24 protein-coding genes and 3 pseudogenes are annotated in these 21,465 nt (G+C 58.0%); 15 read left to right on the top strand and 12 right to left on the bottom strand.

The window, feature by feature from the left end:
* Window positions 1–224 precede the first annotated feature (224 nt).
* From HJB91_RS28295 to HJB91_RS28285, 3 genes and pseudogenes are all read right to left on the bottom strand, one after another.
* Window positions 225–542: pseudogene (locus HJB91_RS28295) on the bottom strand (ATP-dependent DNA ligase); the annotation flags it as partial.
* A 265-nt stretch (window positions 543–807) separates the two neighbouring features.
* Window positions 808–1,041: pseudogene (locus HJB91_RS28290) on the bottom strand (antitoxin Xre/MbcA/ParS toxin-binding domain-containing protein); the annotation flags it as partial.
* An 8-nt stretch (window positions 1,042–1,049) separates the two neighbouring features.
* Complete coding sequence (locus HJB91_RS28285) at window positions 1,050–1,316, bottom strand: AbrB/MazE/SpoVT family DNA-binding domain-containing protein (protein WP_221156603.1); 267 nt, start codon at window positions 1,314–1,316, stop codon at window positions 1,050–1,052.
* A gap of 205 nt (window positions 1,317–1,521) precedes the next feature.
* Between HJB91_RS28285 and HJB91_RS28280 the strand changes: the two genes are divergently transcribed.
* The 4 genes from HJB91_RS28280 (at window position 1,522) to HJB91_RS28265 (ending at window position 5,337) form a co-directional block, all read left to right on the top strand.
* Window positions 1,522–2,553: an IS110 family transposase gene (locus HJB91_RS28280; protein WP_221156601.1), complete on the top strand. Its 1,032-nt coding sequence runs from the start codon at window positions 1,522–1,524 to the stop codon at window positions 2,551–2,553.
* A gap of 1,411 nt (window positions 2,554–3,964) precedes the next feature.
* The gene (locus HJB91_RS31310; protein ID WP_221156599.1) at window positions 3,965–4,372 is read left to right on the top strand and encodes a BRO family protein; all 408 of its coding nucleotides are present in this window, start codon (window positions 3,965–3,967) and stop codon (window positions 4,370–4,372) included.
* A complete protein-coding gene (locus HJB91_RS28270; protein WP_221156597.1) occupies window positions 4,344–4,808 on the top strand; it encodes a hypothetical protein in 465 nt (154 codons plus the stop codon). Before HJB91_RS31310 ends, HJB91_RS28270 begins: the two co-directional genes overlap by 29 nt.
* Window positions 4,801–5,337, top strand: a complete 537-nt coding sequence (locus tag HJB91_RS28265) for a hypothetical protein (protein WP_221156595.1) — start codon at window positions 4,801–4,803, stop codon at window positions 5,335–5,337. The genes HJB91_RS28270 and HJB91_RS28265 overlap by 8 nt, the downstream gene beginning before the upstream one ends.
* A 72-nt stretch (window positions 5,338–5,409) precedes the next feature.
* On the opposite strand, the gene HJB91_RS28260 is transcribed toward HJB91_RS28265, so the two are convergent.
* A complete protein-coding gene (locus tag HJB91_RS28260) occupies window positions 5,410–5,748 on the bottom strand; it encodes a hypothetical protein (RefSeq protein ID WP_221156594.1) in 339 nt (112 codons plus the stop codon).
* 285 nt (window positions 5,749–6,033) lie between these two features.
* On the opposite strand from HJB91_RS28260, the gene HJB91_RS28255 reads away from it, so the two are divergent.
* Together HJB91_RS28255 and HJB91_RS28250 are read left to right on the top strand one after the other, a co-directional pair.
* Entirely contained in the window at window positions 6,034–6,408 is a 375-nt protein-coding gene (locus HJB91_RS28255) for a MarR family winged helix-turn-helix transcriptional regulator (RefSeq protein ID WP_221156591.1), read from the top strand.
* Between the two features lie 107 nt (window positions 6,409–6,515).
* Window positions 6,516–7,142: a recombinase family protein gene (locus tag HJB91_RS28250; RefSeq protein ID WP_221156589.1), complete on the top strand. Its 627-nt coding sequence runs from the start codon at window positions 6,516–6,518 to the stop codon at window positions 7,140–7,142.
* 379 nt (window positions 7,143–7,521) lie between these two features.
* Here HJB91_RS28250 and HJB91_RS28245 read toward each other — a convergent pair whose 3' ends face one another.
* From HJB91_RS28245 to HJB91_RS28230, 4 genes are all read right to left on the bottom strand, one after another.
* On the bottom strand, window positions 7,522–9,612 hold the full coding sequence (locus tag HJB91_RS28245) for a DEAD/DEAH box helicase (RefSeq protein WP_221156587.1): 2,091 nt from the start codon (window positions 9,610–9,612) through the stop codon (window positions 7,522–7,524).
* Window positions 9,609–10,538, bottom strand: coding sequence for a DUF1837 domain-containing protein (locus HJB91_RS28240; protein ID WP_221156585.1), 930 nt, complete (start codon window positions 10,536–10,538; stop codon window positions 9,609–9,611). Before HJB91_RS28240 ends, HJB91_RS28245 begins: the two co-directional genes overlap by 4 nt.
* Window positions 10,539–10,903: 365 nt before the next feature.
* Window positions 10,904–11,191: a hypothetical protein gene (locus HJB91_RS28235; protein ID WP_221156584.1), complete on the bottom strand. Its 288-nt coding sequence runs from the start codon at window positions 11,189–11,191 to the stop codon at window positions 10,904–10,906.
* 168 nt (window positions 11,192–11,359) lie between these two features.
* The gene (locus tag HJB91_RS28230; protein WP_210632863.1) at window positions 11,360–11,644 is read right to left on the bottom strand and encodes a hypothetical protein; all 285 of its coding nucleotides are present in this window, start codon (window positions 11,642–11,644) and stop codon (window positions 11,360–11,362) included.
* A 208-nt stretch (window positions 11,645–11,852) separates the two neighbouring features.
* Between HJB91_RS28230 and HJB91_RS28225 the strand changes: the two genes are divergently transcribed.
* The gene (locus tag HJB91_RS28225) at window positions 11,853–13,598 is read left to right on the top strand and encodes a cation:proton antiporter (RefSeq protein ID WP_210632864.1); all 1,746 of its coding nucleotides are present in this window, start codon (window positions 11,853–11,855) and stop codon (window positions 13,596–13,598) included.
* Between the two features lie 13 nt (window positions 13,599–13,611).
* Here the strand turns inward: HJB91_RS28225 and HJB91_RS28220 are convergent, their stop codons facing one another.
* On the bottom strand, window positions 13,612–13,902 hold the full coding sequence (locus HJB91_RS28220; protein ID WP_210633038.1) for a hypothetical protein: 291 nt from the start codon (window positions 13,900–13,902) through the stop codon (window positions 13,612–13,614).
* A gap of 195 nt (window positions 13,903–14,097) precedes the next feature.
* On the opposite strand from HJB91_RS28220, the gene HJB91_RS28215 reads away from it, so the two are divergent.
* Window positions 14,098–14,688 (top strand): YqaA family protein, encoded by a 591-nt coding sequence (locus tag HJB91_RS28215; RefSeq protein ID WP_210632865.1) that lies wholly within the window; start codon window positions 14,098–14,100, stop codon window positions 14,686–14,688.
* Between the two features lie 22 nt (window positions 14,689–14,710).
* Window positions 14,711–15,226, top strand: coding sequence for a disulfide bond formation protein B (locus tag HJB91_RS28210; RefSeq protein ID WP_221156583.1), 516 nt, complete (start codon window positions 14,711–14,713; stop codon window positions 15,224–15,226).
* A 10-nt stretch (window positions 15,227–15,236) separates the two neighbouring features.
* On the opposite strand, the gene HJB91_RS28205 is transcribed toward HJB91_RS28210, so the two are convergent.
* Both HJB91_RS28205 and HJB91_RS28200 read right to left on the bottom strand, forming a co-directional pair.
* Window positions 15,237–15,794, bottom strand: coding sequence for an HNH endonuclease (locus HJB91_RS28205; RefSeq protein WP_064710619.1), 558 nt, complete (start codon window positions 15,792–15,794; stop codon window positions 15,237–15,239).
* A 111-nt stretch (window positions 15,795–15,905) separates the two neighbouring features.
* Window positions 15,906–16,598, bottom strand: a complete 693-nt coding sequence (locus HJB91_RS28200) for a DNA-3-methyladenine glycosylase (RefSeq protein ID WP_210632867.1) — start codon at window positions 16,596–16,598, stop codon at window positions 15,906–15,908.
* Here HJB91_RS28200 and gluQRS point away from each other — a divergent pair.
* On the top strand, window positions 16,597–17,478 hold the full coding sequence (gluQRS, locus tag HJB91_RS28195) for a tRNA glutamyl-Q(34) synthetase GluQRS (protein WP_210632868.1): 882 nt from the start codon (window positions 16,597–16,599) through the stop codon (window positions 17,476–17,478). The genes HJB91_RS28200 and gluQRS overlap by 2 nt on opposite strands.
* Here gluQRS and HJB91_RS28190 read toward each other — a convergent pair.
* Window positions 17,443–18,366 carry a YihY/virulence factor BrkB family protein gene (locus tag HJB91_RS28190; protein WP_210632869.1) on the bottom strand — a complete coding sequence of 308 codons (924 nt, stop codon included), beginning with the start codon at window positions 18,364–18,366 and terminating at the stop codon, window positions 17,443–17,445. The genes gluQRS and HJB91_RS28190 overlap by 36 nt on opposite strands.
* 75 nt (window positions 18,367–18,441) lie before the next feature.
* Between HJB91_RS28190 and HJB91_RS28185 the strand changes: the two genes are divergently transcribed.
* The 5 genes and pseudogenes from HJB91_RS28185 to HJB91_RS28165 all read left to right on the top strand — a co-directional run.
* Window positions 18,442–19,275 (top strand): SDR family oxidoreductase, encoded by an 834-nt coding sequence (locus tag HJB91_RS28185; RefSeq protein WP_221156582.1) that lies wholly within the window; start codon window positions 18,442–18,444, stop codon window positions 19,273–19,275.
* An 18-nt stretch (window positions 19,276–19,293) separates the two neighbouring features.
* Window positions 19,294–19,497 carry a twin transmembrane helix small protein gene (locus tag HJB91_RS28180; RefSeq protein ID WP_210632871.1) on the top strand — a complete coding sequence of 68 codons (204 nt, stop codon included), beginning with the start codon at window positions 19,294–19,296 and terminating at the stop codon, window positions 19,495–19,497.
* A gap of 246 nt (window positions 19,498–19,743) precedes the next feature.
* The gene (locus tag HJB91_RS28175; protein ID WP_210632872.1) at window positions 19,744–20,322 is read left to right on the top strand and encodes a cob(I)yrinic acid a,c-diamide adenosyltransferase; all 579 of its coding nucleotides are present in this window, start codon (window positions 19,744–19,746) and stop codon (window positions 20,320–20,322) included.
* Between the two features lie 33 nt (window positions 20,323–20,355).
* Window positions 20,356–21,144 carry a rhomboid family intramembrane serine protease gene (locus tag HJB91_RS28170; RefSeq protein WP_210632873.1) on the top strand — a complete coding sequence of 263 codons (789 nt, stop codon included), beginning with the start codon at window positions 20,356–20,358 and terminating at the stop codon, window positions 21,142–21,144.
* 182 nt (window positions 21,145–21,326) lie between these two features.
* Window positions 21,327–21,465 (top strand): annotated as a pseudogene (locus HJB91_RS28165) (electron transfer flavoprotein subunit beta/FixA family protein); the annotation flags it as partial.

Raw genomic sequence — 21,465 nt, 5'->3', positions numbered from 1 at the left:
CTGCTGCATTGTCCTCCTCCATTCTCAACCTTTGTAGGCCGCGTGACGAAGCTTTCCTTCAACCGTCCAGCCGATTTATTCGATTCAGCAACTAGGGCGGCTTGGAGCCGAACAACGTCTTGTATCCGCTCTCGTATTCAACCGCGGGCCTCTTTATTCTAAGCCGAGGACCAAGGTGTTGCGATCCTTCGCGATGATGCCTTCCAGGTCGTCTACGCAGGCCAAGGGAGAACTTTGGCAGCCGCTTCAATTACAGGGAAGCGGTGAGTCCAGTCATGCCCACCGCGCCTAAGTATTCGCACGTGGCCACGTTCGATCTGCACATGGACGCGATAGCCGTCCCATTTCACCTCGAAAAGCCATTCCGGTCCTTTTGGCGGTTTCTGCTTCAGCAGCGCCAAGCACGGCTCGACACGTTAGGGCATCGGGTCGAAGGGAAGTTGCGGCTGGGCGGGGTCTGGCTGCCGATTTCAGCGGCTGCGAGGCGGCGCGTCGGCATCACCGAGCAGCGGCTTGGCAGGCTTGCGAGGCGGCGTTGTCATGCCGATAGCTCATCAGCAACGACTTAGAAGGTAATTTACTAAGAATGATCAGTGGCTCACGGCGGGCCTAAAGAACATCGACGAGCGGCCGCCCTGAAAGCTTTAGTACTGGAGAACTACGATGCTCACGCAGTCGGCCAGCGCTGAAATTATGCCTGAGATGAAGATGACCTTTCCGCCAGCGCCAGAGATGCCCAGGCGGAGCCGATTGAGATGAGGCATTCTCCGAGGGAGCGACGACCGAATATTGCCGATCGGCAATGGGTCATGCATAGACGCAGTATTCGAGACGAACGAGTTGATCTTCAACTAATTCGACGCCGCCGGGCGTCCCGAGAAGATCGATTGGGCGGCGCTGGTCGAGCCCGATGGCTGGGCGCTCCAGCCATTGCTCGGCCTCAGCATGGGATGCGAAGATATCCGCCACCTTCGTAAGAATTTCAGCGAGTTTACGCGAGTGGCTGCTCCGCTCTAGGCTGCGCGCCTTCGAGCATGCATCAACATTGGTCATTGGCCGACATCCTTCTTGGCGGCCGTCCAGCTCGCGGCCGAGATTTCGTTCATCTCTTCAATGGTCAACGGCTCACTCGTCTTGCCAGCATGCCGCCCGATGAAATCATCGATGGTGCCAGTTGGCGGAGCGGCCCTCATCCGCAGTTCGCCGCCCGGAAGCTTTTCCACTTCAATCTGCTCCCCCGGCCTGACACCAAGGTGCGCCAACAAATCGCGTCCCAGCGTGAGTTCTCCTTTCTTTGTAACCATAAGGGAAGGCATCGGAAATCTCCAATTTCAGGCCGAGGCCACAAGCGAAGTAGTTCTGATTTACCGCACTTACAGCTTACAGCATTTACAGCATTTGCAGCATTTACAGCAGTGGCCTGCTTGAGCCCGTGTCTTTACGACGCGGCGCACGATCGGTCACATAGCGTACATGGCGTGAGCACATATTCCTGCCGCAACATCAGCAGGAGAACACTCAATGAGTGAAATCGCAACTATCGGATTGGACCTCGCCAAGCAGGTATTCCAGGCCCACGGCGCGGACGCACAAGGGACAACACTGTTCAATCGGAAACTTCGTCGCGCCGAGGTGCTTCCGTTTTTCGAGAAACTTCCTCCTTGCATCGTGGGAATGGAGGCGTGCGGAAGTGCTCACCACTGGGCCAGAGAGATCAGCGCTTTAGGACATCAGGTCAGAATACTGCCGGCGCAGTATGTGAAGCCGTTTGTTACCCGCGGGAAAACAGATGCGGGCGACGCGATAGCCATCACTCAGACGATGAAACGACCTGATATCCGCTCCGTTCCGGTGAAGACGGCAGCGCAGCAAGGGGCGACAATGGTTCTGCGCACGCGGACCTTCTTTGTCCGACAAAGAGCAAATGCGGTCAACGCGCTGCGCAGTCATATGGCAGAGTTCGGCCTCGTTGCAGATGGCGGCATTGCGAACTTCGGCAAACTTGTTGCTGCACTTCCCGAACGAGGCGACGCTCGCATTCCTCCGGCGGTGCGCCTCATGCTCGACGAAATCCTAGCAGAGATCGAGACACTTACAGCGCGAATTCAGCGCATTGACGATCAGATCGCAGCACATGCAAAGCAGGATGAGGATCATCGCCGGCTGACGACCATTCCTGGTGTTGGAACACTGACAGCATCCGCTATTCAAGCCTACGTGCCTGATCCTGGCTGCTTCAAATCCGCTCGCCACTTTTCGGCGTGGCTCGGCCTGACGCCAAGGCAGAATTCGAGCGGCGAAAGGCTGAGATTGGGCAAAATCTCGAGGATGGGGAACGGTGAGCTACGCTCACTTCTTTATATTGGCGCTATGGCTGTGCTTAGCGCGGCTCGCCGGTTCGGCACACGCTCTGGATGGCTGCGGAGGCTTATGGACAGGCGCCCACTCAGAGTGGTCGCAGTCGCGCTCGCCAGCAAGACTGCGAGAGTTGTGTGGGCGCTGCTCACCAAAGGCGGAGGCTACCAAGCGCCGGCGGAATTGGCAGGAAATTAGTGTTCAAACCAATGCTCTTGGCGGGATACCAATAGGTGCGGGAGTTTAAAGCGGCAGCATGACAAGTTCCAAGTAGGACAGGCTGGATCACAATAGGCGCCATTGGAGTGCGAGGAACCTAATAGCCACCTACTTGCCGTAAAGACGTATGGCCGCCGTCTAAAACTTGACGACGAGACCGATGATGATGTTGGGTCATCGCTGTAGCCGCTCGATACAATCCCGCACCGCGGGTCGTCTAGCGAGAGCTGGGCGGCCCGTTCACCACGATGCAGGCTGATTAGCAGAAGAACATTGCAATGATGTTCAGTGAAACGGCGCATGGATTGAAAACGTTCGGGCAAACTTTGCGCGCCAGTGCAGCAAGATACAATTCAAAACCCTCTGCGCCTATGCGCGGAATCGCAAGGACCCGAAGCTCAGATCAGTGCTTCGTTGTCCCGAGAGGCGGGACCTACACGATCACCGCCTGTGGCAACAAAAATTACGACGGCTGTTGAGGTGAGGAAGCCACCTAAAGAATCTTCTCATCGACCAATCCACCGGTGCCACCGCTAACACATTGATAGTAGCCCCTTCCTGTCTCGATCAATGCACCAGTGGATTAAATGCTTGAAATTAATCGTTCTTTTTCTCTTGACGACAGTTCGGGCGGGGAGTCTAACGGTGTCGTTCCGTTCGGGACAAAGAACAACTGGGGCATAGTGCAACACCATGAAAATGCGGTACTTCAAACGGACACGGTGGTTCGAGGCGTACTTCGAGATCGAAGAGAGGCGCATCCTCGACCGCTTCTATGACCGCCTTAGTGAAGGCAGCGACCATCAGTTCTGGATCGGGCGATGCTATTTGGCCATTTCCCTCAATCGCCGCGATAAGCGGGCCGGCGAGAGCAACGCGGGGACGATAGCGGAGTCTCGCGGGTCCATCTAGTGGACTGGGCAGCCGCCGGTAGAGGTGGGGTATCCAAGACCGCCTGAGGGCAAATCAATTACCCCCCACTTAAGGAGAACCCCATGACCCTATTCAATTACCCCTCCCTTAAGGAGAACCCCGAGAGGGGAAGACCAAGAATAAAGGATGAGGAGAGGGGGCTGATGAAAAGAGGTCTCTCTCCGAATGATCTTTATGATGGATGGAAGTGGATAGAACCCTTACGCACCAGAACCCCACCCTAAAGAGACCTTAAGGTGAACCTGTAAGGGAAGCCTAAGTTATCGATTCCCAGCGCAGTCCATCCGTGGACCCTCGACACCTGAGAGTGCGCTGACTCGGCTCAGACAGGAGCTGAGCCATTCGTTCTCGTGGCTGTGGTGGCCACCGGTCCTCTTTTCGCATTGTCCTGCTGGCAAGAGGGCCGGTCTTCAACCACACCGCGCTGAATACACACCACAAACCATGAGAACCAACCATGCACAGCGAACCGCCCGCGATTAGCGGCCACGGCAGCCCCCTACCGTTGAACAACGTCCATATACTTTCCTACCAATCCACTCCCATACGCATTGCCATGATCGATGGCCAACCTTGGTTTGCCGCCGTTGACGTCTGCCGAGCGCTTGGTGTTCTCAACCCTCGTTACGGTGGTTCGAAGCATATCAGGGCTGTGCCCAACGATCAGAAGATGACCGCACGGGTGCCCAATGCCTCACGAGAAGCGTCGACAGTCCACATGGTCTCCATAGACGGCCTCGATAAGCTGCTCTGGCTGGTATTGCATAGCGTTTCCAAGGCTTGGTGTGTTCTATCGTCGATAACTTCCCAGGCCTCATCCGTTCAAAGAGGCTGTGATGCTGGAAACACGTCGCTCGCTTCCTGAGGACGTGACCTATCTAGCCCCGAGGCTTCGTGAAGCTGACCTGAGGGAACTGCAGGCTGCTGGCTCTGCTGGCGCTGAGCAGTCCCTTAAGGACGGCCTCAGGCTCTCGAAGGACTGCATCACGATCATCAACGACGACGACAGGCCTGTTGCCATGTTTGGCGTCTGCCCGTCCTCCGAGATCGAGGTGGGATATGTCTGGCTCCTCGGTAGTGACGAGATCAAACCCAACAAGATACGGTTTCTCCGCCACTCCAAGCGGTGGCTTGAGACCCTTCACCAAGATTTTCCGGTCCTCACCAACTTCGTCGATCAGCGCAATACGGTCCACCTCCTGTGGCTCCGCTGGCTCGGCTTCAAGTTCCTGAGGACTGTCAACGCACTGGGGCCGGGAAACCTGCCCTTCTACGAATTTGTGAGGATAAGCAATGTGTGACCCCGTCTCCATGATCGGGTTAGCCATCGGCGCAGCTCAGCAAGTCGTCAGCTTTCAGGCGCAGTCTCAGGCCGCGAACGAGCAGAACCGGCTCTACGCCGATAACGCCAAGCGGGCCAACCAGACCGCCAGGGATCAGATGTTCCAGACCCAGCAGCGCATGCTGCAGGAGCAGGAGAAGGCCGGCGCTGAGAAGGCTGACAATTACCGCGAGGCCAACAAGGCCAAAGCAACAGCGGCTGTCGCAGCCGGCGAGGGCGGTGTGTCGGGCCTATCGGTCGACGCCCTGCTGGCCGAGTTTGATGGCCGCGCCGCGACCGCGAACAACCGCATCGACCAGAACACCGATTGGACCCTGGCCCAGCTCAACAACGAAATGAAGGGCATCCGCTCGAACGCAGAGGATCGCATCAACTCGGTCCAGCGAGCAGCCAAGCCGTCCTTCTTCGATGCTGGTCTCAGGATCATGGGCGAAGGCATCGACCAGTACGACAAGAAACTACGGCGAGACGCTCTTCCGCGCCGCTGAACTCCATCGCAGCTCACCACAGCAACGAGTAATCTTATGCAACATCCCCGCATCAATGCCATGTTTATCGTCTCACACGACGAGACGATTCCGCCAATGCGTCTCCGCTTCGTGGAGATCGACCGCGCTTCCCATTTCATTGCCAAGGACATAGCCGAATACGCAGGCCTTCAGCCGGAGGAAGATGGCGACTTCCGGTCGACGCTCGCAGCGCTCGGCGTCCCGTTCATCGATTCTTTGGTGCACGACCGAGGCAACACCTTCGGCCCCGTCGCGCTGATTACTGAACAGGGTGCAGCGCGTCTTAGGGCCGAAGCCGCTAAGAACCAGAAACAACACTAAGGAAACGTTGGGGACACGCACTTTCTCCTCGGCCTGCCTACCCTCACAGCAACCATCGTCCATGGTCATCGGGTTATCCAGAGGCAGGCCGAAGGGCGAAATATCCGCAGCAAAAATTTCTGAGATCAAATCAGATATTGGGAACCGGCAGTTCCCCCCGCTGCACCCTGTAATTCCACAGGCCGATCGCTGATGTCACTGAAAAATTGTCGTTTGATTCCAAATAGTTGCAGCTGACTCGCTGGCTCGATACGATTCGGACCGACTGATGACTTGGCTGTTGTGCCTGTCGCGGCGGAGTTTCAACCGACCTGTTGAAGCTCCTGATACCAAACCCACATCAGGAAACCACAGATGAATAAAGCTACCGTCGCGGACGATCCTCGGCCCATTCTCATCAAACTATTCCGGTTCGTCGAAAAGCTACGCGAACTCTTCCCGGACGTTCCCATGCAGACGATTTCGATCTTCCTCATAATCGCGATGAAACCCGGCATTTCGCAAAGGGAATTGCTGAAATTAATGGGAACCAGTCAGGCAGGTGTCTCGCGAAATGTAATGGCGCTGGGGGATGTAAACAGGCATGGGAAGCCTGGGCTCGGCTTGATTGCCCAAGTGCGTGACCCTTTCGACTCTCGTCAGGCAGGGCTGCGCTTGACGCCTGCAGGCGTCGCGCTGGCTAATCGAGTTGCGACGCTCGGGCAGGTACACGATGGCGGTATCAATTGAGTGTACCTCTTGCGAACCATCATCACGGCGGTTCGATTAATATGAGTTGACAACCTAAATCGAACCATTGATAAGCGAACCACCCTAAACGAACTGAGGTGGTTTCAATGCATGTCCGCGCTTACCTTCGTGCCAGCACCAAAGACCAAGATGCCAACCGCGCCAGAGATGACCTTTTCAGGTTCGCTGAGGAGCGTGGGCTGAAGATTGCTGCCAGCTACGTGGAGAATGAAAGCGGTGCCTCGCTGAAACGCCCTGAGCTTTTCCGCCTCCTGAACGACTGCCATCCCGGCGATGTCCTTCTCGTGGAGCAGGTAGACCGTCTCAGCCGCTTGAATGCTGAGGACTGGGAACGCCTCAAGACCGCGATACAGAGCCGCAGGGTGAAGGTGGTTGCACTCGACCTCCCCACCTCTTGGATGATGGCCACGGTTGACAAGGACGGTATCCAGAGCCGCATGCTCGATGCCATCAATGGAATGATGCTCGACATGCTGGCAGCCATTGCCCGAAAAGACTACGAGGACCGCAGACGGCGGCAGGCTCAGGGCATTGTTACCGCCAAGGCGCGAGGAGCTTACAAGGGTCGTCCCGAAGACGAAGAGCGTAACGCCGGCATCGTCAAGATGCTAGAAAACGGCATGAGCTGGAACACCATCGTTGCCGCCACGGGCTGCTCACGCTCTACGCTGGCTCGGCTGGCGAAGCGCGTATCGGCTCAGACATGGTCATAATATCTGACGCCCGTTTGTCTTACCCTGATTATGTTGTTTTTCGGCTGCGGCCCAACGCCCCCCTCAAAAGAAACCTTATGGACGCCAGTACGCCTACCCAGCGCAAGGGCCGAGTACCGAAAACCGATGGTTCACAAGAAGTGCTACAACCCGAAACGCAAGTCCATCGTTTAGGCTGACGCTGCGGACGGGTGGAATCAAAGCTGATTGACCTGCGGACCAGATCAGGGTTCGAGGCTCGGAAGGCTGCTGGTGAACAATGGCTAGTGCCTCCTGACAAAGACCCACTCGATTGACGACAAACTTCGCAGCCCATCAAGCGAGACGAATGTAGAGCCGAGATCTACATCGGGCACCTAGTTCGTCCCGCCGCGCACGTTCAGCGCGCGATCAGAACGTCGGATAACCATTGCCTCTCGAACGGAGAGAGCCGCTCATCGCTGGCAGCAATAGCTGTTTCTAACCTGCTGGTGAGTGCTGTCTTGCTATCATCGTGCAGGTAGAAGCGCTCTGCAATTTGAATTGGAACACCTTCCTCATCCAGTTCCTTCAATACCTCAGGACGGAACCAGCTGCTTAGAGAGCCAATAAACAAGCTGTAATCCGCGAGTGGCTGTATTTGCCTGACGAAAATTTCAAGGGCAGTAAAGTACTGAGGAAGGCCATACTCGCAGGCCCGCATAAACTTGAAGATTGAGTCGTGTCCCTCAGGTTTGCCTTTGTAGTCGCGGTCGCGTGCCAACAAGAAAGCACGCATCGACCGTGATCGACGAAGCTGGTCAATATAGAAAGTGAGCTGAGCAGTCGACCAAGCACCAAAAGCTTGTGGCTTTTGAACGCGGTTAATAACACTCAGGCACGCTTCAATTTGCCTATAAAGCGGCACGCCTGTCCAAACTAGGTCGTCTCCGTCTTCGAGTGCCGTCCTGGTGTACGCTTTTAGTTCAAGGGCGCTCTCAAGCCCTATCGGCGATAACAACCGAAGCTCGGCATCATCAAGTTCAAGTTGCCGCCGAAGGTCTCGGACACGCTCCTCAGATCGAGACGCCGCCTCTCTATCCTCCATGTAAACAATATACTCATCTGGCAGTTCCTCGTCCTCGTTGAAGACCGTCGGCGCGACCTCCAGGGCTTCCTGTGCAGGGACCTCATTAAAGACAAGAACGCGACCGATGTGATGTTGGCCCAGCCGCCCAGCTCGCCCCCGGATGTTAGCGAACGTGAAAAAATCGTAGTCTGCTCGGTTTATCTTCTTATCGTAGATCATCACCGTCTTTGCTGCGGTATTTACTCCTTCGATGAGGGTCGAGGTACAAAATAGAACGGGCAGCTTCTGCTCATTGAACATCCTGACCATCTTGGCAGCCACAGCTCTAGGCACTCTGCCATGATGGACGCCGAACCCGAAATGAACGGACCGGCTAAGCAGTCCATTCGGCCCCAGATTGTTGGAGAGCCACTCAGCAAACTCCGAGCTCAGGTCTGAAACGGCCATTTCATCGGCCAGCTCCGAGGCTAAGCTGTTGGCCCTGTCGGGCGACGAAACGAAGACGAGCGCAGGCCAATTATCCTCTTCGCCAATTTCGTCAAACAGACGCTGCCGCTTGTTCGGGACAGCTTGGAGATCAAAAGTATCAACGGCGACGGTCGAAAACCTGGTCTTCAAAAATTCAAAACGCCATCGCGCATTGTCAGAAATTGCTACATTGTCAATGTTGGGGCCTAAGAAAAAGAACTGCTTTGATCGCCGGAGCAATCGATAGACGGCAGCATTTAGAGCCACGCTACGCTCATCTTTCCGCAGCGGATCAAGCTTATAAAACTCGTCCACAACCACGAGATCGAGCTGCCCGAGGTCCTCGCGATGTATAAGGCGTTCCTGCGTTCCCAGAAAGACGACTGGCCCCCCTCCGGGCGCTTCCGACGGGTGCATTATAAGTTGAAAGCTGTTGCGAAAACGACTCAGCAAACGCCGGCGAAATTCATCCAACAGTGCAATCGTCGGCAATACAATCGCAACACGTCTATACCGCCCGGTGATTAGTAAGGCATCAATGAGTAAGCTCTTACCGAAGCTTGTCGGCGCGCTGAGGATAAGATTTTTACCGCTTAAGATCGTATTTAACGCGACGACTTGTTCTCGATGGAAGGTGATGCCGCCAAGCTCATCGGACGTAACAGCTTCAGCTACTAACGTGTCGGGTGTGTCCGCGTTGTCTTTGTCGATGTAATTCCAGAGCCCACTAGCTCTAGCCAATCCGCTTACAACCTCTTTAAAGCTTGCGAGTTCATCAGACCTCATGCTCAGCAATTCAACTAATCGGGGCACGGCTTCAAGTATTGCCGGATCATCTTTCTCCCCAGTCTGTATTAATTGCGATGCCCTCTGGATGGCCTTGAAAACCTCCGCCCTGAGAGCGCCACCCTCAAGGTTTGGCAACCGTTTCCAATCAGCAATGGGTGTGCTCAAGGGCTTAGTCCCTTCAAACGGATGTCGAACGCCTTCGCAAGCTGATCTTTCGATCCCAACGGGATATAGATCAACAGGATTTTGATCGTCGATTTAAGTCCGGAGTTTGCGATAGCTTGCGATAGAGAAGCTAATTCCACCGCGACGTCAGCAGCGTATTTTTCGCCCAGTTGTTTGTTGGAGTTCGTGGAGGCACTGTCGGAAGCAATTAAGATTGGGAAAATAGCTTTCTGAAACAGCACATCAAGCGAGACCTCCTCAGATAATATATCCCTAATTTTTTCGAAATGCGGAATATCGGTAGAGACCTGAGGTCCTAGTATGAGCTTTTCGTTTTTCAGGAAGCCCCGATCAATATGCTTAGTCACGGACTCCAGCGCGCTCGCTATTGCCTTGTCCCGTTTTTTGAAAAACTTGGCTTCTCCGAGCCATAGCTCTACGCTCGCCCCCTCGTATCGGACGTGAACCATGTCGAACGACTTCACAACTTCATTGGACGCGGAGAGATAGAACACCCGTGGTGCAAAGGGGATGGTCCCGAAGAACTCGCGGCAAATTGCATGTAAAGATATCTCTCCGATCTCCCCACGCTTTTCATATGCTTCGCTCTTGTAGATGCGAGCTGCTGCCTGTCGCAGCTTAAGGTAGGTATTCCCGTGAGAGAGAGTTTTTATTTCATCTGATTTCAACGCGTAATCGATGATCCATTCAATCATGTGATCAGCGTAGGCCTCGCAACGCCATGCCTCGAGTTCGAAGCCTACGCAATAGGCCTGATCGCCCGCACCCGAACCAGTCTCCAGGCGAGTGAACAAAGGTTTTGGTTTATTGTCGTAAGGAGAAAACATGCGACCCCATTGCTTTCGCCCCACTCTAACAACGACTGGTTTAGCAACAATTACTTGTTTGAACTTGGGATTGGACATTAACCGGCAAGAGGTTCCTGCACAGCTATCAACGACGGGCGAATCTCGCCGCGCAGTTGAACCTGCTACAGCAACCTGCTACACCGCTCATTACGCTTGAAAGCTTAAATCGTTGAAATCATTGATGTCGGGTCGGCAACCTGACCCCGGCATGGGGCACCAGCCTCCGCTCTGTGAGCTTCGGTCGGCGAGCCGAAGAGAGCATTGAGGCGGATGCAGCCGCGCCGCAGTTCCGTCAGGAACGAAGGCGGACTGGTTCGATTATGCTCCGCTTAGCGGCACCATTATCCCGAATACAATCGTGTCACGCCTCCGCATCATCAAGCTGACGCGGAAGCACGGAACGAATTCACATCTGCCCGAAACTACTTGTTCTTCAGCAGCCACATCTTGCCGGCCATCGTGATGCCGTGGACATCTTTTGATGCGTCATCGTCGAGATGCCGCCGCTCGAGGAAGCCCGGCTCTCTCAACTCGCCCAGCGTCTTAGCCGTGACCGATTTCACCTTCTGCGGCCGCTCTTTCCAGCGGTCGGTCTTTGCGTAGGTCACCGTCGCGTTCTGATGCGTCCATTTATTTGCCGGCTGAGGATAGAGATCTCCGGCCTTGGCGAGTTTAAGTGCGACGATCTGGGATGGGGTAAGCTCAATCATACTGAAAAATTCCTGTGCGGGGTTCTGTGCGCCGAAAATGCGCTTCGAACGAAAGGGTGCCCATAACACCGCCTGATCACTTCCACCACCGTATTGCGCGTGCGTGCCATTCGAAACGCGAAAACCCGGCTTGCGGGAGCCGGGCTTCGTCTTTGTCGCGAATCTTCGTCAATAGCAGCGCCTAACCGTCCGGGTTACTTCGCCTTCATCGGTCTGACGGGTGACGCTCCTGGTTTCGCAGCCATCATGTCGGTAGCGGCGGTGCTCACGTTCGCGCACAGCGCCGAGAGTGACGCCGCGCTCACTGATGGTGATGCCGGGCCGCTCCCGCTCGTAACGATAGTCATCGTCATACGAACGCTCCCTGACATAGACGCTGTCGGCGAGAACAGGCGCTGCAAACGAGCAGGCGGCAAGGGCCGTCACGGCACAGTTCAGAATGATCTTTCGCATGTCGTTTCTCCTTGTCTAAAGGGCCAACGAAGCAAAAGGGAAGTGGTTCCGACATAGGCGGCAAACCTGTCATTCTGGAGTGGACGCGGAATTTATTGTTCGTGACCAAGCCGACGCTTCCGAGAGCAGCCGCAAAACGCAAATCAACTATTTAATTTTGCTTGCGCTTCGTCCAAGGTGGCGCCGTTACCATCAGGCGAGGGCAGACGTGCATCAGGAAGTGGGACTCATCGCGACGGTCGCCGTCAGTTTTGTTTTCGCGGCGGTCCTCGGTTATGGCGCCGACCGGCTGCGACTGCCGCCGCTCGTTGGCTATCTGATGGCCGGCATCCTGATCGGGCCACTCACACCAGGTTTCGTCGCCGATACCGCCCTTGCCGGCCAGCTTGCCGAAATGGGTGTCATCCTGCTGATGTTCGGCGTCGGCCTGCATTTTTCCGCTTCCGACCTGCTTGCCGTACGCGGGATCGCCGTGCCGGGCGCGATCGGCCGAATTATTCTGGCCACTCTGCTGGGTATCGGCCTCTGCACGCTCTGGGGCTGGAGCCTCGGCGCCGGCGTCGTGTTCGGGCTCAGCCTCTCGGTAGCGAGTACGGTCGTACTCCTGAAGGCGCTGGAGGAGCGCAATCTCGTCAATGCGCCGAGCGGGCGCGTGGCCGTCGGCTGGCTGATTGTCGAGGATCTGGTGATGGTGCTGGCGCTGGTGCTGCTGCCGGCGCTGGCAGAGCTTCTCGGCGGCCACGCCGTTGATACGAATCACGGCCTCGGTGAGCTGCCGCTGGTGTTGACGATCGGACTGACCTTGTTCAAGGTGCTGGCCTTCGCCGCGATGGCAATCTTCCTCGGCCCCCGTATCGTGCCCTGGCTGCTGACGATGATCGCCCGCACCGGCTCGCGCGAACTCTTCACGCTGACGGTGCTGGCAATCGCGCTCGGCATCGCTTTCGGCTCGGCGGCGATTTTCGGTGTCTCCTTTGCACTCGGCGCCTTTTTCGCCGGCGTCGTCATGAGCGAATCCCAGCTCAGCCACAGAGCAGCGGCCGATTCACTGCCCTTGCAGAACGCCTTCTCCGTGCTGTTCTTCGTCTCGGTCGGCATGCTCTTCGACCCCTCGATCCTGGTTCGCCAACCGTTGGCCGTGATCGGCGCCCTGGCGCTCGTCATTCTCGGCAAGGCCGTCATCACCTTCGCCATCGTCATGATGCTGCGATATCCGATCGGCATGGGGCTGACCTTGGCCGGCGGCCTTGCCCAGATCGGCGAATTTTCCTTCATCCTTGCCGGCCTCGGCGTCTCGCTCGGGCTTCTGCCGCATGAAGGCCAGGATCTGATCCTTGCCGCAGCGATCCTGTCGATCACACTCAACCCGATCGTGATCATCGCAACCGAGGGCCTGAAGAAACATATCCATGCGCAATGGCCCTCGCTCTTCGAAAATTTCGGCAGAAAGAGGCAGAAGACGCTCGGCAAAGAACTGGAAAAAATCAGGGCGCTCGGCGAGGAACGAGAACGCCAGCATCAGTTGAAGATGCAGCAGCTGATCGAAACCTTTCCGCTGTTCTCTCAGGTCGGGGAAGATGCGCAGGAAGAGCTGCTGCTGCTCTTCAAGGCGAAGTCGGCTCCACCAGGCGAACGCGTCATCCGTCGCGGCGATCGCGGCGACAGCATGTATTTCATCTCCTCAGGCGCGGTCGAAGTACGTCTCGCCAGCGGTGCGATCCGCCTGGAACCGGGCGCCTTCTTCGGGGAAATGGCGTTGCTGAGCGGCGGAAGGCGCACGGCAGACGTCATCGCCGTCGACTTCTGTCAGTTCGAGGTGCTCGAGCGGCGCGATTTCAATATGTTCATGTCGCATCATCCCAACTTGCGCGCCGTCGTCAGCGAAATGGCGCAAAAACGCACCGAAATGAACGTCCTGCGTCAGCAATGGGAAAAGTCGATGGATCTATCCTGACGCGGCGATCGTCTCAGCCCGCCGGCCAATAGCCGTCAGAGCGGAAATCGTCCGGGATCGGGTCGAGCCGCGACAAGGTCTCGGCCGCGAAATCGATCTGCATCGACAGGTATCTCAGGGAGGCCAGCATCGGCACGCCGGTGGCAAATTCCCGAATGCGGGACGGGTGATAACCACTTTCCTTGAGCCGCCGGTTCGCTTCCCGGCGCACATCTTCCCGGCTCGGTCCCGAACCCGCTTCGGCCCGGTCATTCATCTGCACGGCCCGCCCAAGGCCGCCTTCAATCACTTTGAACATTCTCATGCCACCCTGCACGTCGACCACGTAAACCTTGCCCTAGAATGGCCGATTCGCAATCCCATGAAATCTTGGGAGAGGCGGCGACGCCTCCGCATCACAAAATTTTTAGACGACGGTGGCACGAAGGACACGGGCGAGCATTTACAGCGCCGCATACGACCCCTAAAGCTTTTTGCACCGCAATAGGAAAGGAATGGAATGCTTCGCAGACTTTACGACTGGACCATGTCTCTGGCCTCGCGCAAATCGGCCGAAGTCTGGCTCGCCGTCATCGCCTTCGTCGAAAGCTCCGTCTTTCTCGTCCCCGCCGATGTGCTGTTTCTGCCGATGGCGCTTGCCAAGCCGGAACGCTCCTATCGCTATGCGCTGATCGCGACCGTCGCCTCCGTGCTCGGCGGCATCGCCGGTTGGGCGCTCGGCTTTTACGCCTACGAGACGGTGGCGCGGCCGGTTCTCGCATTCTACGGCAAGCTCGATGCCTTTGAGCAGATGAAGGCCTATGTCACCTACGAGTGGATCCTGTTGCTGCTCGTCACATCAGGTCTCGCACATCTGCCGCCGATCAAGATCGTGACCATCCTGTCCGGCGTCATCCACGTCAATCTCGGTCTTTTCATCGTTTCGGCGATCGTTGCGCGCGGCGCGCGTTTCCTGTTCCTCGCCTGGCTGCTGCGCCGCTACGGCGAGCCGATCCGGCATTTCATCGAAAAGCGCCTCGGCCAGATCGTCGGCATCGGTGCCGGGGCCGTGATCGTGCTATATGTCGGCTACCGCTCTTTCGCTCACTAGGCCCATCTTGCGGAGTTCCGCCATGACTGCCATCTCTTCGCCGCTCGTCCGCCCCGGCTTTACCTATTCGACATTGCTCGCTATCGGCATGGCGGCGGTGGTCGGCGCCGCGCTCGGCTTCCAATATATCGGCGGCTATATTCCCTGCGCACTCTGCCTCTTGCAGCGCCAGCCCTATTATTATGCCATCCCGATCGCCATTCTCGCCGCCATATGCGAGCTTGCCGGTCTGCCGAACTGGATTTCCCGGGCAATGCTGCTTGCGGCCGGCATCCTGATGCTGGTGACGGCCGGCATGGGCGTCTATCACGCCGGCGTGGAATGGCATTTCTGGCCGGGGCCGGCGACCTGCTCGACGACCGCAAACAGCATGACGAGCAATGCCGGCGATCTGCTGACCGAGCTCAATACGATCAAAGGTCCATCCTGCACCGATGCAGCGCTGCGGGTGCTTGGCCTGTCTTTTGCAGGTTGGAACGTGATAGCCGGTATTCTGCTGGCAGCTTTCGCCTTCGTCGGCGTCCGCAAATCTGCGTGAGGCGAGCCGATCAGGGCTGCAGTTCGGTATCCCAGTAGAGATAGTCGAGCCAGCTTTCATGCAGATAGTTGGGCGGAAACAGCCGGCCGTTATTGTGCAGATCCTGCACCGTCGGCTGGTAGGGCTTTTGCGCCGGGAACATGCCCGCCTGCTTCGGAAGCTTGCTGCCCTTGCGCAGATTGCAGGGCGAGCAGGCTGCCACGACATTCTCCCAGGTCGTCTCGCCGCCATGGGCACGCGGGATGACGTGGTCGAACGTCAGATCGTCATGAGAGCCGCAATACTGGCACTCGAACCGGTCGCGCAGGAAGACGTTGAACCGGGTGAAAGCCGGATTGCGCGATGGCTGAACGTAAGTCTTCAGGCACACGACACTCGGAAGCCGCATCGAAAAGCTCGGTGAGGAAACCGAATGTTCATATTCCGCGATGATGTTCACACGGTCGAGAAAGACCGCCTTGATCGCGTCCTGCCAGGACCAGAGCGACAAGGGATAATAACTCAGCGGCCGGTAGTCAGCGTTCAGGACGAGCGCCGGCAGGGCCTGCGGGGAGACTGCAATCGTCAAGGGACTCTCCTGATCGATTCGGCATCTGCATCTGTATATTAGGCCGGTTGTTACAGGATTGTGAAGTCCAATAAATTCAGAGGATAAAGGCAATTTGAAGAGTGTTGCCGATCAGCCGATCGGCAGCATGTCGCGCCGCATTTTCGTGGCGTAATAGGCCCAGAAAAGCCGCGCCGCCACCGAGCGCCATGGCGACCAGACTTGCGAGAGCCTGGCAAGCGCCTTGGCTTGCGGCCGCGCCGCAAGTCCAAGCGCGGTACCGACGGCATTCTGCAGCGCCACATCGCCGGCTGGAAAGACATCGGCATGGCCGCCGCAGAACATCAGATAGACCTCCGCCGTCCACGGACCGACGCCCTTTAAGGCGGTGAGTTCACCAAGCGCTTCGTCCGGCGGTTTCAGGCAGAGGCCGGAAAGATCGAGGCGGTCGGAGACAACCGCTTCAGCAATCCGCGACAGCGTGTCGGCCTTGGCGCGCGACAGGCCGAATTCCCGCCATGCTTCCGGCGCAAGCAGCACGTAGCCTTCGGCCGTCAACGGCCCGTCCGCCGGCAGCATCCGCCGCCAGATCGCCTCGGCGCTGGCGCGCGAGACCATTTGCGAGACGATGATATGGGCAAGGCCGGCAAAGCCGGGTTCACGCAACCGCAATGGGACAGGCCCTGCATCCGCCGCGATTGGTGCAAGGCGAGGGTCGAGGCGCAGCAATGCTTCGAGCCCCAGCCTGACGTCATCGTCGTTACGGATGATCTGCACGCGTCCTCCCAGTGGTTCGAAACCAAAATCCGTGGCAGAAGAAAGCATGACCACGAGCGAGCGTCAAAAGCCTGTCTTTCGTTTTGCGCCGAGTCCGAACGGACCGCTGCATCTCGGCCATGCGCTGTCGGCCTTTTTGAACCGCGACATGGCCGAAGCCGAAAATGGCCGCCTGCTGCTGCGCATCGAGGATATCGACCAGGCGCGCTGCACCCCCGAATTTGAGGCCGGCATCCTGAGGGACCTCGACTGGCTTGCTATCGATTGGGAAAGCCCGGTGCGGCGGCAGTCGGAACATTTCCCGGAATATCAGGCGGCGCTCCACGCATTGATCGAGCGCGGCCTGGTCTACCCCGCCTTCCTGACGCGCGGCGAGGTGAAGGCACGTGTCTCCGCCTACGAGGCAACGGGCCAATCCTGGCCGCGCGACCCCGATGGCACGCCACATTACCCGCCGATTGATCGCGAGCGGCTCGAGGCCGAATGGCGGGATATTCTTGCCTCCGGGAAAAAACATGCCTGGCGGCTCGATATGCGCAAGGCGCTCGACCTGATCGGCGAACTGCTGTTCTGGACCGAAACCGGCGACGGCAGGACGGGCGAGATCGCCGCCGAACCCGAGGTCTGGGGAGACGTCATCCTGTCTCGCTCGGATGCACCCTCGAGCTATCATCTTTCGGTGGTCGTTGACGATGCGCTGCAGGGCGTCACCCATGTCGTGCGTGGGCTCGACCTCTTCCACGCCACGTCGGTCCACCGGCTGCTGCAGGTGCTGCTCGGTCTGCCCCAGCCTCTCTATCACCATCATCGTCTCATCCTCGACGCCGATGGCCGCAAGCTTTCGAAAAGCGAAGGTGACAGCGGCCTTGCCGAATTGCGTGCCCAGGGCATGTCAGGGGCCGATATTCGCCGCCTTGTCGGGCTCTGACCGCCGTTCGGCACGCTCTCTGCCGACGATCGAAAGCGTGTGCGAGAACATCCGGAAGACGCGGAACTTGATCAGCGCCGCGTTGATCTCTGCGCCGATGATGAAGATGACGCCGACCATGTAGAGGAAGATCAGCACGATCATCACCGAGGCGAGACCGGCATAGGTCGCCGTATAATTGGCGAAGGTCGCAAGATAATAGGCAAAGACCAGCGCGCCGGCGAGCCACAGAAGCAGCGTCAGCAGCACGCCGGGAATGACGTCGAACACCCGCCGCTTACCGGCCGGCAGCCACAGATGCATGACGAGCAGCCCGACGGTGAGCACGACAAGCGTGCCGTAGATGCGCCAGCTGAAGACGATGTCGAGCGTATCGGCAAACAGCGGAAGCCATTTCCTGGCATAGTCGAGAGCCAATGGCACGGCCACCAGCAGAATGCTGATCGCCGCGAAGATGATGACGGCAATCAGCACATAGCCGAGGCTGGCGAGGCGGGTGAAATACCACGGCCGCGTTTCCTGCACCCGATAGGCACGGTTGAGCGAGATGCGCAGCGCTTCGACGCCGTTCGAGGCGAAATAGGCAGCCGCCAGCACCGAGACCGTCAGCAGCCCGCCGCGCTGAATGGTCAGGACCTGCAGCACCTGGTCGGCGAGCGGCTTGGCGATCGCTTCCGGCCAGGTGTCGAAGATCAGATGGATGGCGGTGGAGGAAAACTGATCGGCGCCGAGGAAGCTTGCAAGCGCCGTGCCGAAGATCAGGAAGGGAAAAACCGCAAGCAGGCTCGACAGCGCCACGTGGCTCGCCATTGCAAATCCGTCATCCTCGACCATGTGACAGATCGCGTCGTAGACCACGTCGTAGATCGTGCGCAGCACCTTCCGCATTCCGTCCCCGGCTTCCAGATTGTATCCTCTGGCCGAATATGGGAAACGAGTCTCATTTTGTACAGGAATCATTCCATGGCGGAACAGCGCACAATCGTCGTCACCGGCTGTTCCTCCGGCATCGGCGCTTACTGCGCCCGGGCGCTGAAGGCCGATGGCTGGCGTGTCTTTGCGACGGTGCGCAAGGCGGATGATCTGCCGGCACTGGAAGCCGACGGCATCGAGGCCTTCGTGATGGATTATGCCAGGGCCGAGACGATTTCCGACTTCGTCGGCGCGGCCCTCGGCCGCAGCGGCGGCCGCATCGACGCGCTCTTCAACAATGGTGCCTACGGCCAGCCTGGCGCCGTCGAGGATCTGTCGACGGCGGCGCTGCGCGCACAGTTCGAAGCGAACTTCTTCGGCTGGCACGAATTGACGCGGCAGCTCATCCCCTCGATGCGCAAACATGGTCACGGACGGATCGTGCAATGCTCCTCCATTCTCGGCCTGGTCCCCTATCGCTATCGCGGTGCCTATACCGCCTCGAAATTTGCGCTCGAGGGGCTCAGCATCACCCTGCGTATGGAGCTTTACGGCAGCGGCATCCATGTGAGCCTGATCGAGCCTGGGCCGATCGCCACGCGTTTCACCGCCAACGCGCTCGCAAAGATCAGGGAAAACATCGATCTCGAGAATTCGCCGCACGCAGCAGATTATGCCAGACAGTTGGCGAGGCTCGACGGATCGGGGCCGGTCAACCGCCACAAACTTGGCCCCGACGCGGTCTACTCCGTATTGAAACAAGCATTGAACTCGAAAAGACCAAAGCCACATTATCCTGTAACGACTCCGGCTAAACAGGGCATGCTCCTGAAGCGACTGCTTCCGGCAGACCTCTTCTACAATCTGATGCGCTGGACCGATTGACCGAGAAAGCTGAATACCATGTCCACGGCCACCTATATCCTTGCGATCATCGTCATGGGCATCGTCGCCCTCGTGCTGATCCGCGGCCTCTTCAACATGATGAAGGGCGGTGATGCCAACCTTTCCAACAAGCTGATGCAGCTTCGCGTCCTGCTGCAGGCAATCGCCGTCGTCCTGATTATGATCACGCTCTGGCTGACCGGCGGCGGCCGTCCGAGCTGACGGAAACTATGGAGTGGTTGGTGTGATGAGGAGTGGGAATGACCAAGGAGACGTGATCCCGGATGGGGTGTCTCTTCACGCAGCATCAAGTTTGGCGAAAGGGCCAACTCCATTCTCCGTCATCCTCGGCATTGAGCCGAGGATCTATGCCACGGCCTCTGATCGATGCGATCTGGATGCTCGGGTCAAGCCCGAGCATGACGGAGGTCGGGGTGGAACGACAATCCTCCCGCTAGGCGGTGCGACATGGTAAAACTCAACAAGATCTACACCAAAACCGGCGATGACGGCACGACCGGGTTGGTGTCCGGCCCGCGTCGGACAAAGGACGATCTGCGGGTCGAAGCCTATGGCACGATCGACGAGGCCAATTCCGCGATCGGCCTGGCGCGGCTGCACACATCAGGCTTGCCCGAACTCGACGCCATGCTGATGTCGATCCAGAACGATCTCTTCGATCTCGGCGCGGATCTCGCCACACCGGATATCGGTGAGACGCCGGCCTACGAACCACTGCGGATCATCGAGACTCAGGTCGCCCGCGTCGAGAGCGATATCGATCAGTTGAACGCCGGTCTCGAGCCGCTGAAATCCTTCATCCTGCCGGGCGGCAGCCCCGCTGCCGCATATCTGCACCTTGCCCGTACGATTGCCCGGCGCGCCGAACGTCTGATGGTAGCGCTTGCCCACACCGACGGCGAAATCGTCAGCGAGTCGGCGAGGAAATACGTCAACCGGCTCTCGGATTTCCTCTTCGTCGCTGCGCGCCATGCAAATGACCGGGGCCAAGCAGATGTGCTTTGGGTTCCCGGAAAAAACCGATAGGTTCGCCGCGACGACGATCGCCGGGGGGCCTTTATGTTCATACCACTTCACGACGCCAATACGCTGAAATATATCAAGGTCCAGTGGGTGACCCTCTCGCTGATCGCGCTGAATGTCGCAATCTGGCTATTCACCAGCCTAGAGAGCGAGCAGGCAGCCCAGGCGACAACAGTCGGGCTCGGTTACATCCCGGCCATCGTCTTCGGCGATGCGGTGCTGGCGCCGGGGCTCGAAATCGTGCCGGAACCGCTGACTTATCTCACCTATGCCTTCGTCCACGCCGGCTTCTGGCATCTCGCCGGTAACATGATCTTCCTCTGGGTCTTCGGCGACAATGTCGAGGATGCGATGGGGCATCTGCGCTTCCTGATGTTCTACCTCGCCTGCGCAGCCGCCGGCGCGCTCTGCCACGGCCTGTTCAGCATGACGTCGCAAGCGCCGCTGGTCGGCGCATCGGGAGCGATCTCCGGCGTGGTTGCCGCCTATGTCATGCTGCATCCGCGCGTCAGGGTTTGGGTGCTGGTCTTCTTCCGTGTGCCGTTGCCCCTGCCGGCTTTCGTGCCGCTGCTTTTGTGGATCGGGCAGCAGTTCGTCATGCTGGCGATCACACCCGAAAGCGATGTTTCCTGGGGCGCGCATGTCGGCGGCATCATTGCCGGAGGTATTTTAATCCTCGTCTTGCGCCGGTCCGGCGTGCCGCTCTTCGACCGGGAGATCGTCACACCTCGGGCCGTGAGAAACAGTCCCGGCGCCGTTCCGAGCATCGCCGCCGGAACGGGGGGCGGGATAGGGCAGCGCTTCCCCTGGGGTCGGCGCTCATAGCGATATTGACGTGAACGTAAACGTCCATATATTGCCCGTCAAATCGCCTGCCTGCGTCATGCGAGCGTTGAAATTGGAGGAAAAACGCGTATCCATGTCGCCATTCGACAATCGGAGCAGCGCCTGAGCGCGCATTTTCTAGAAAAGTCTCTGAAGCCAGTTTTCCCTGAAGGAAGGACCCCATGAAGATTCTAGTGCCCGTCAAACGGGTTGTCGACTACAACGTGAAGATCCGGGTGAAGCCGGATGGCACGGGTGTCGAGCTTGCCAATGTGAAGATGTCGATGAACCCGTTCGACGAGATCTCGGTGGAAGAGGCGC

It is taken from the genome of Rhizobium sp. NLR10b (genome assembly GCF_019685435.1).
Classification (GTDB): Bacteria; Pseudomonadota; Alphaproteobacteria; order Rhizobiales; family Rhizobiaceae; genus Rhizobium.
Note: the sequence above shows the minus strand (reverse complement) of the source record. Positions and strands in the feature narration are given on the sequence as shown.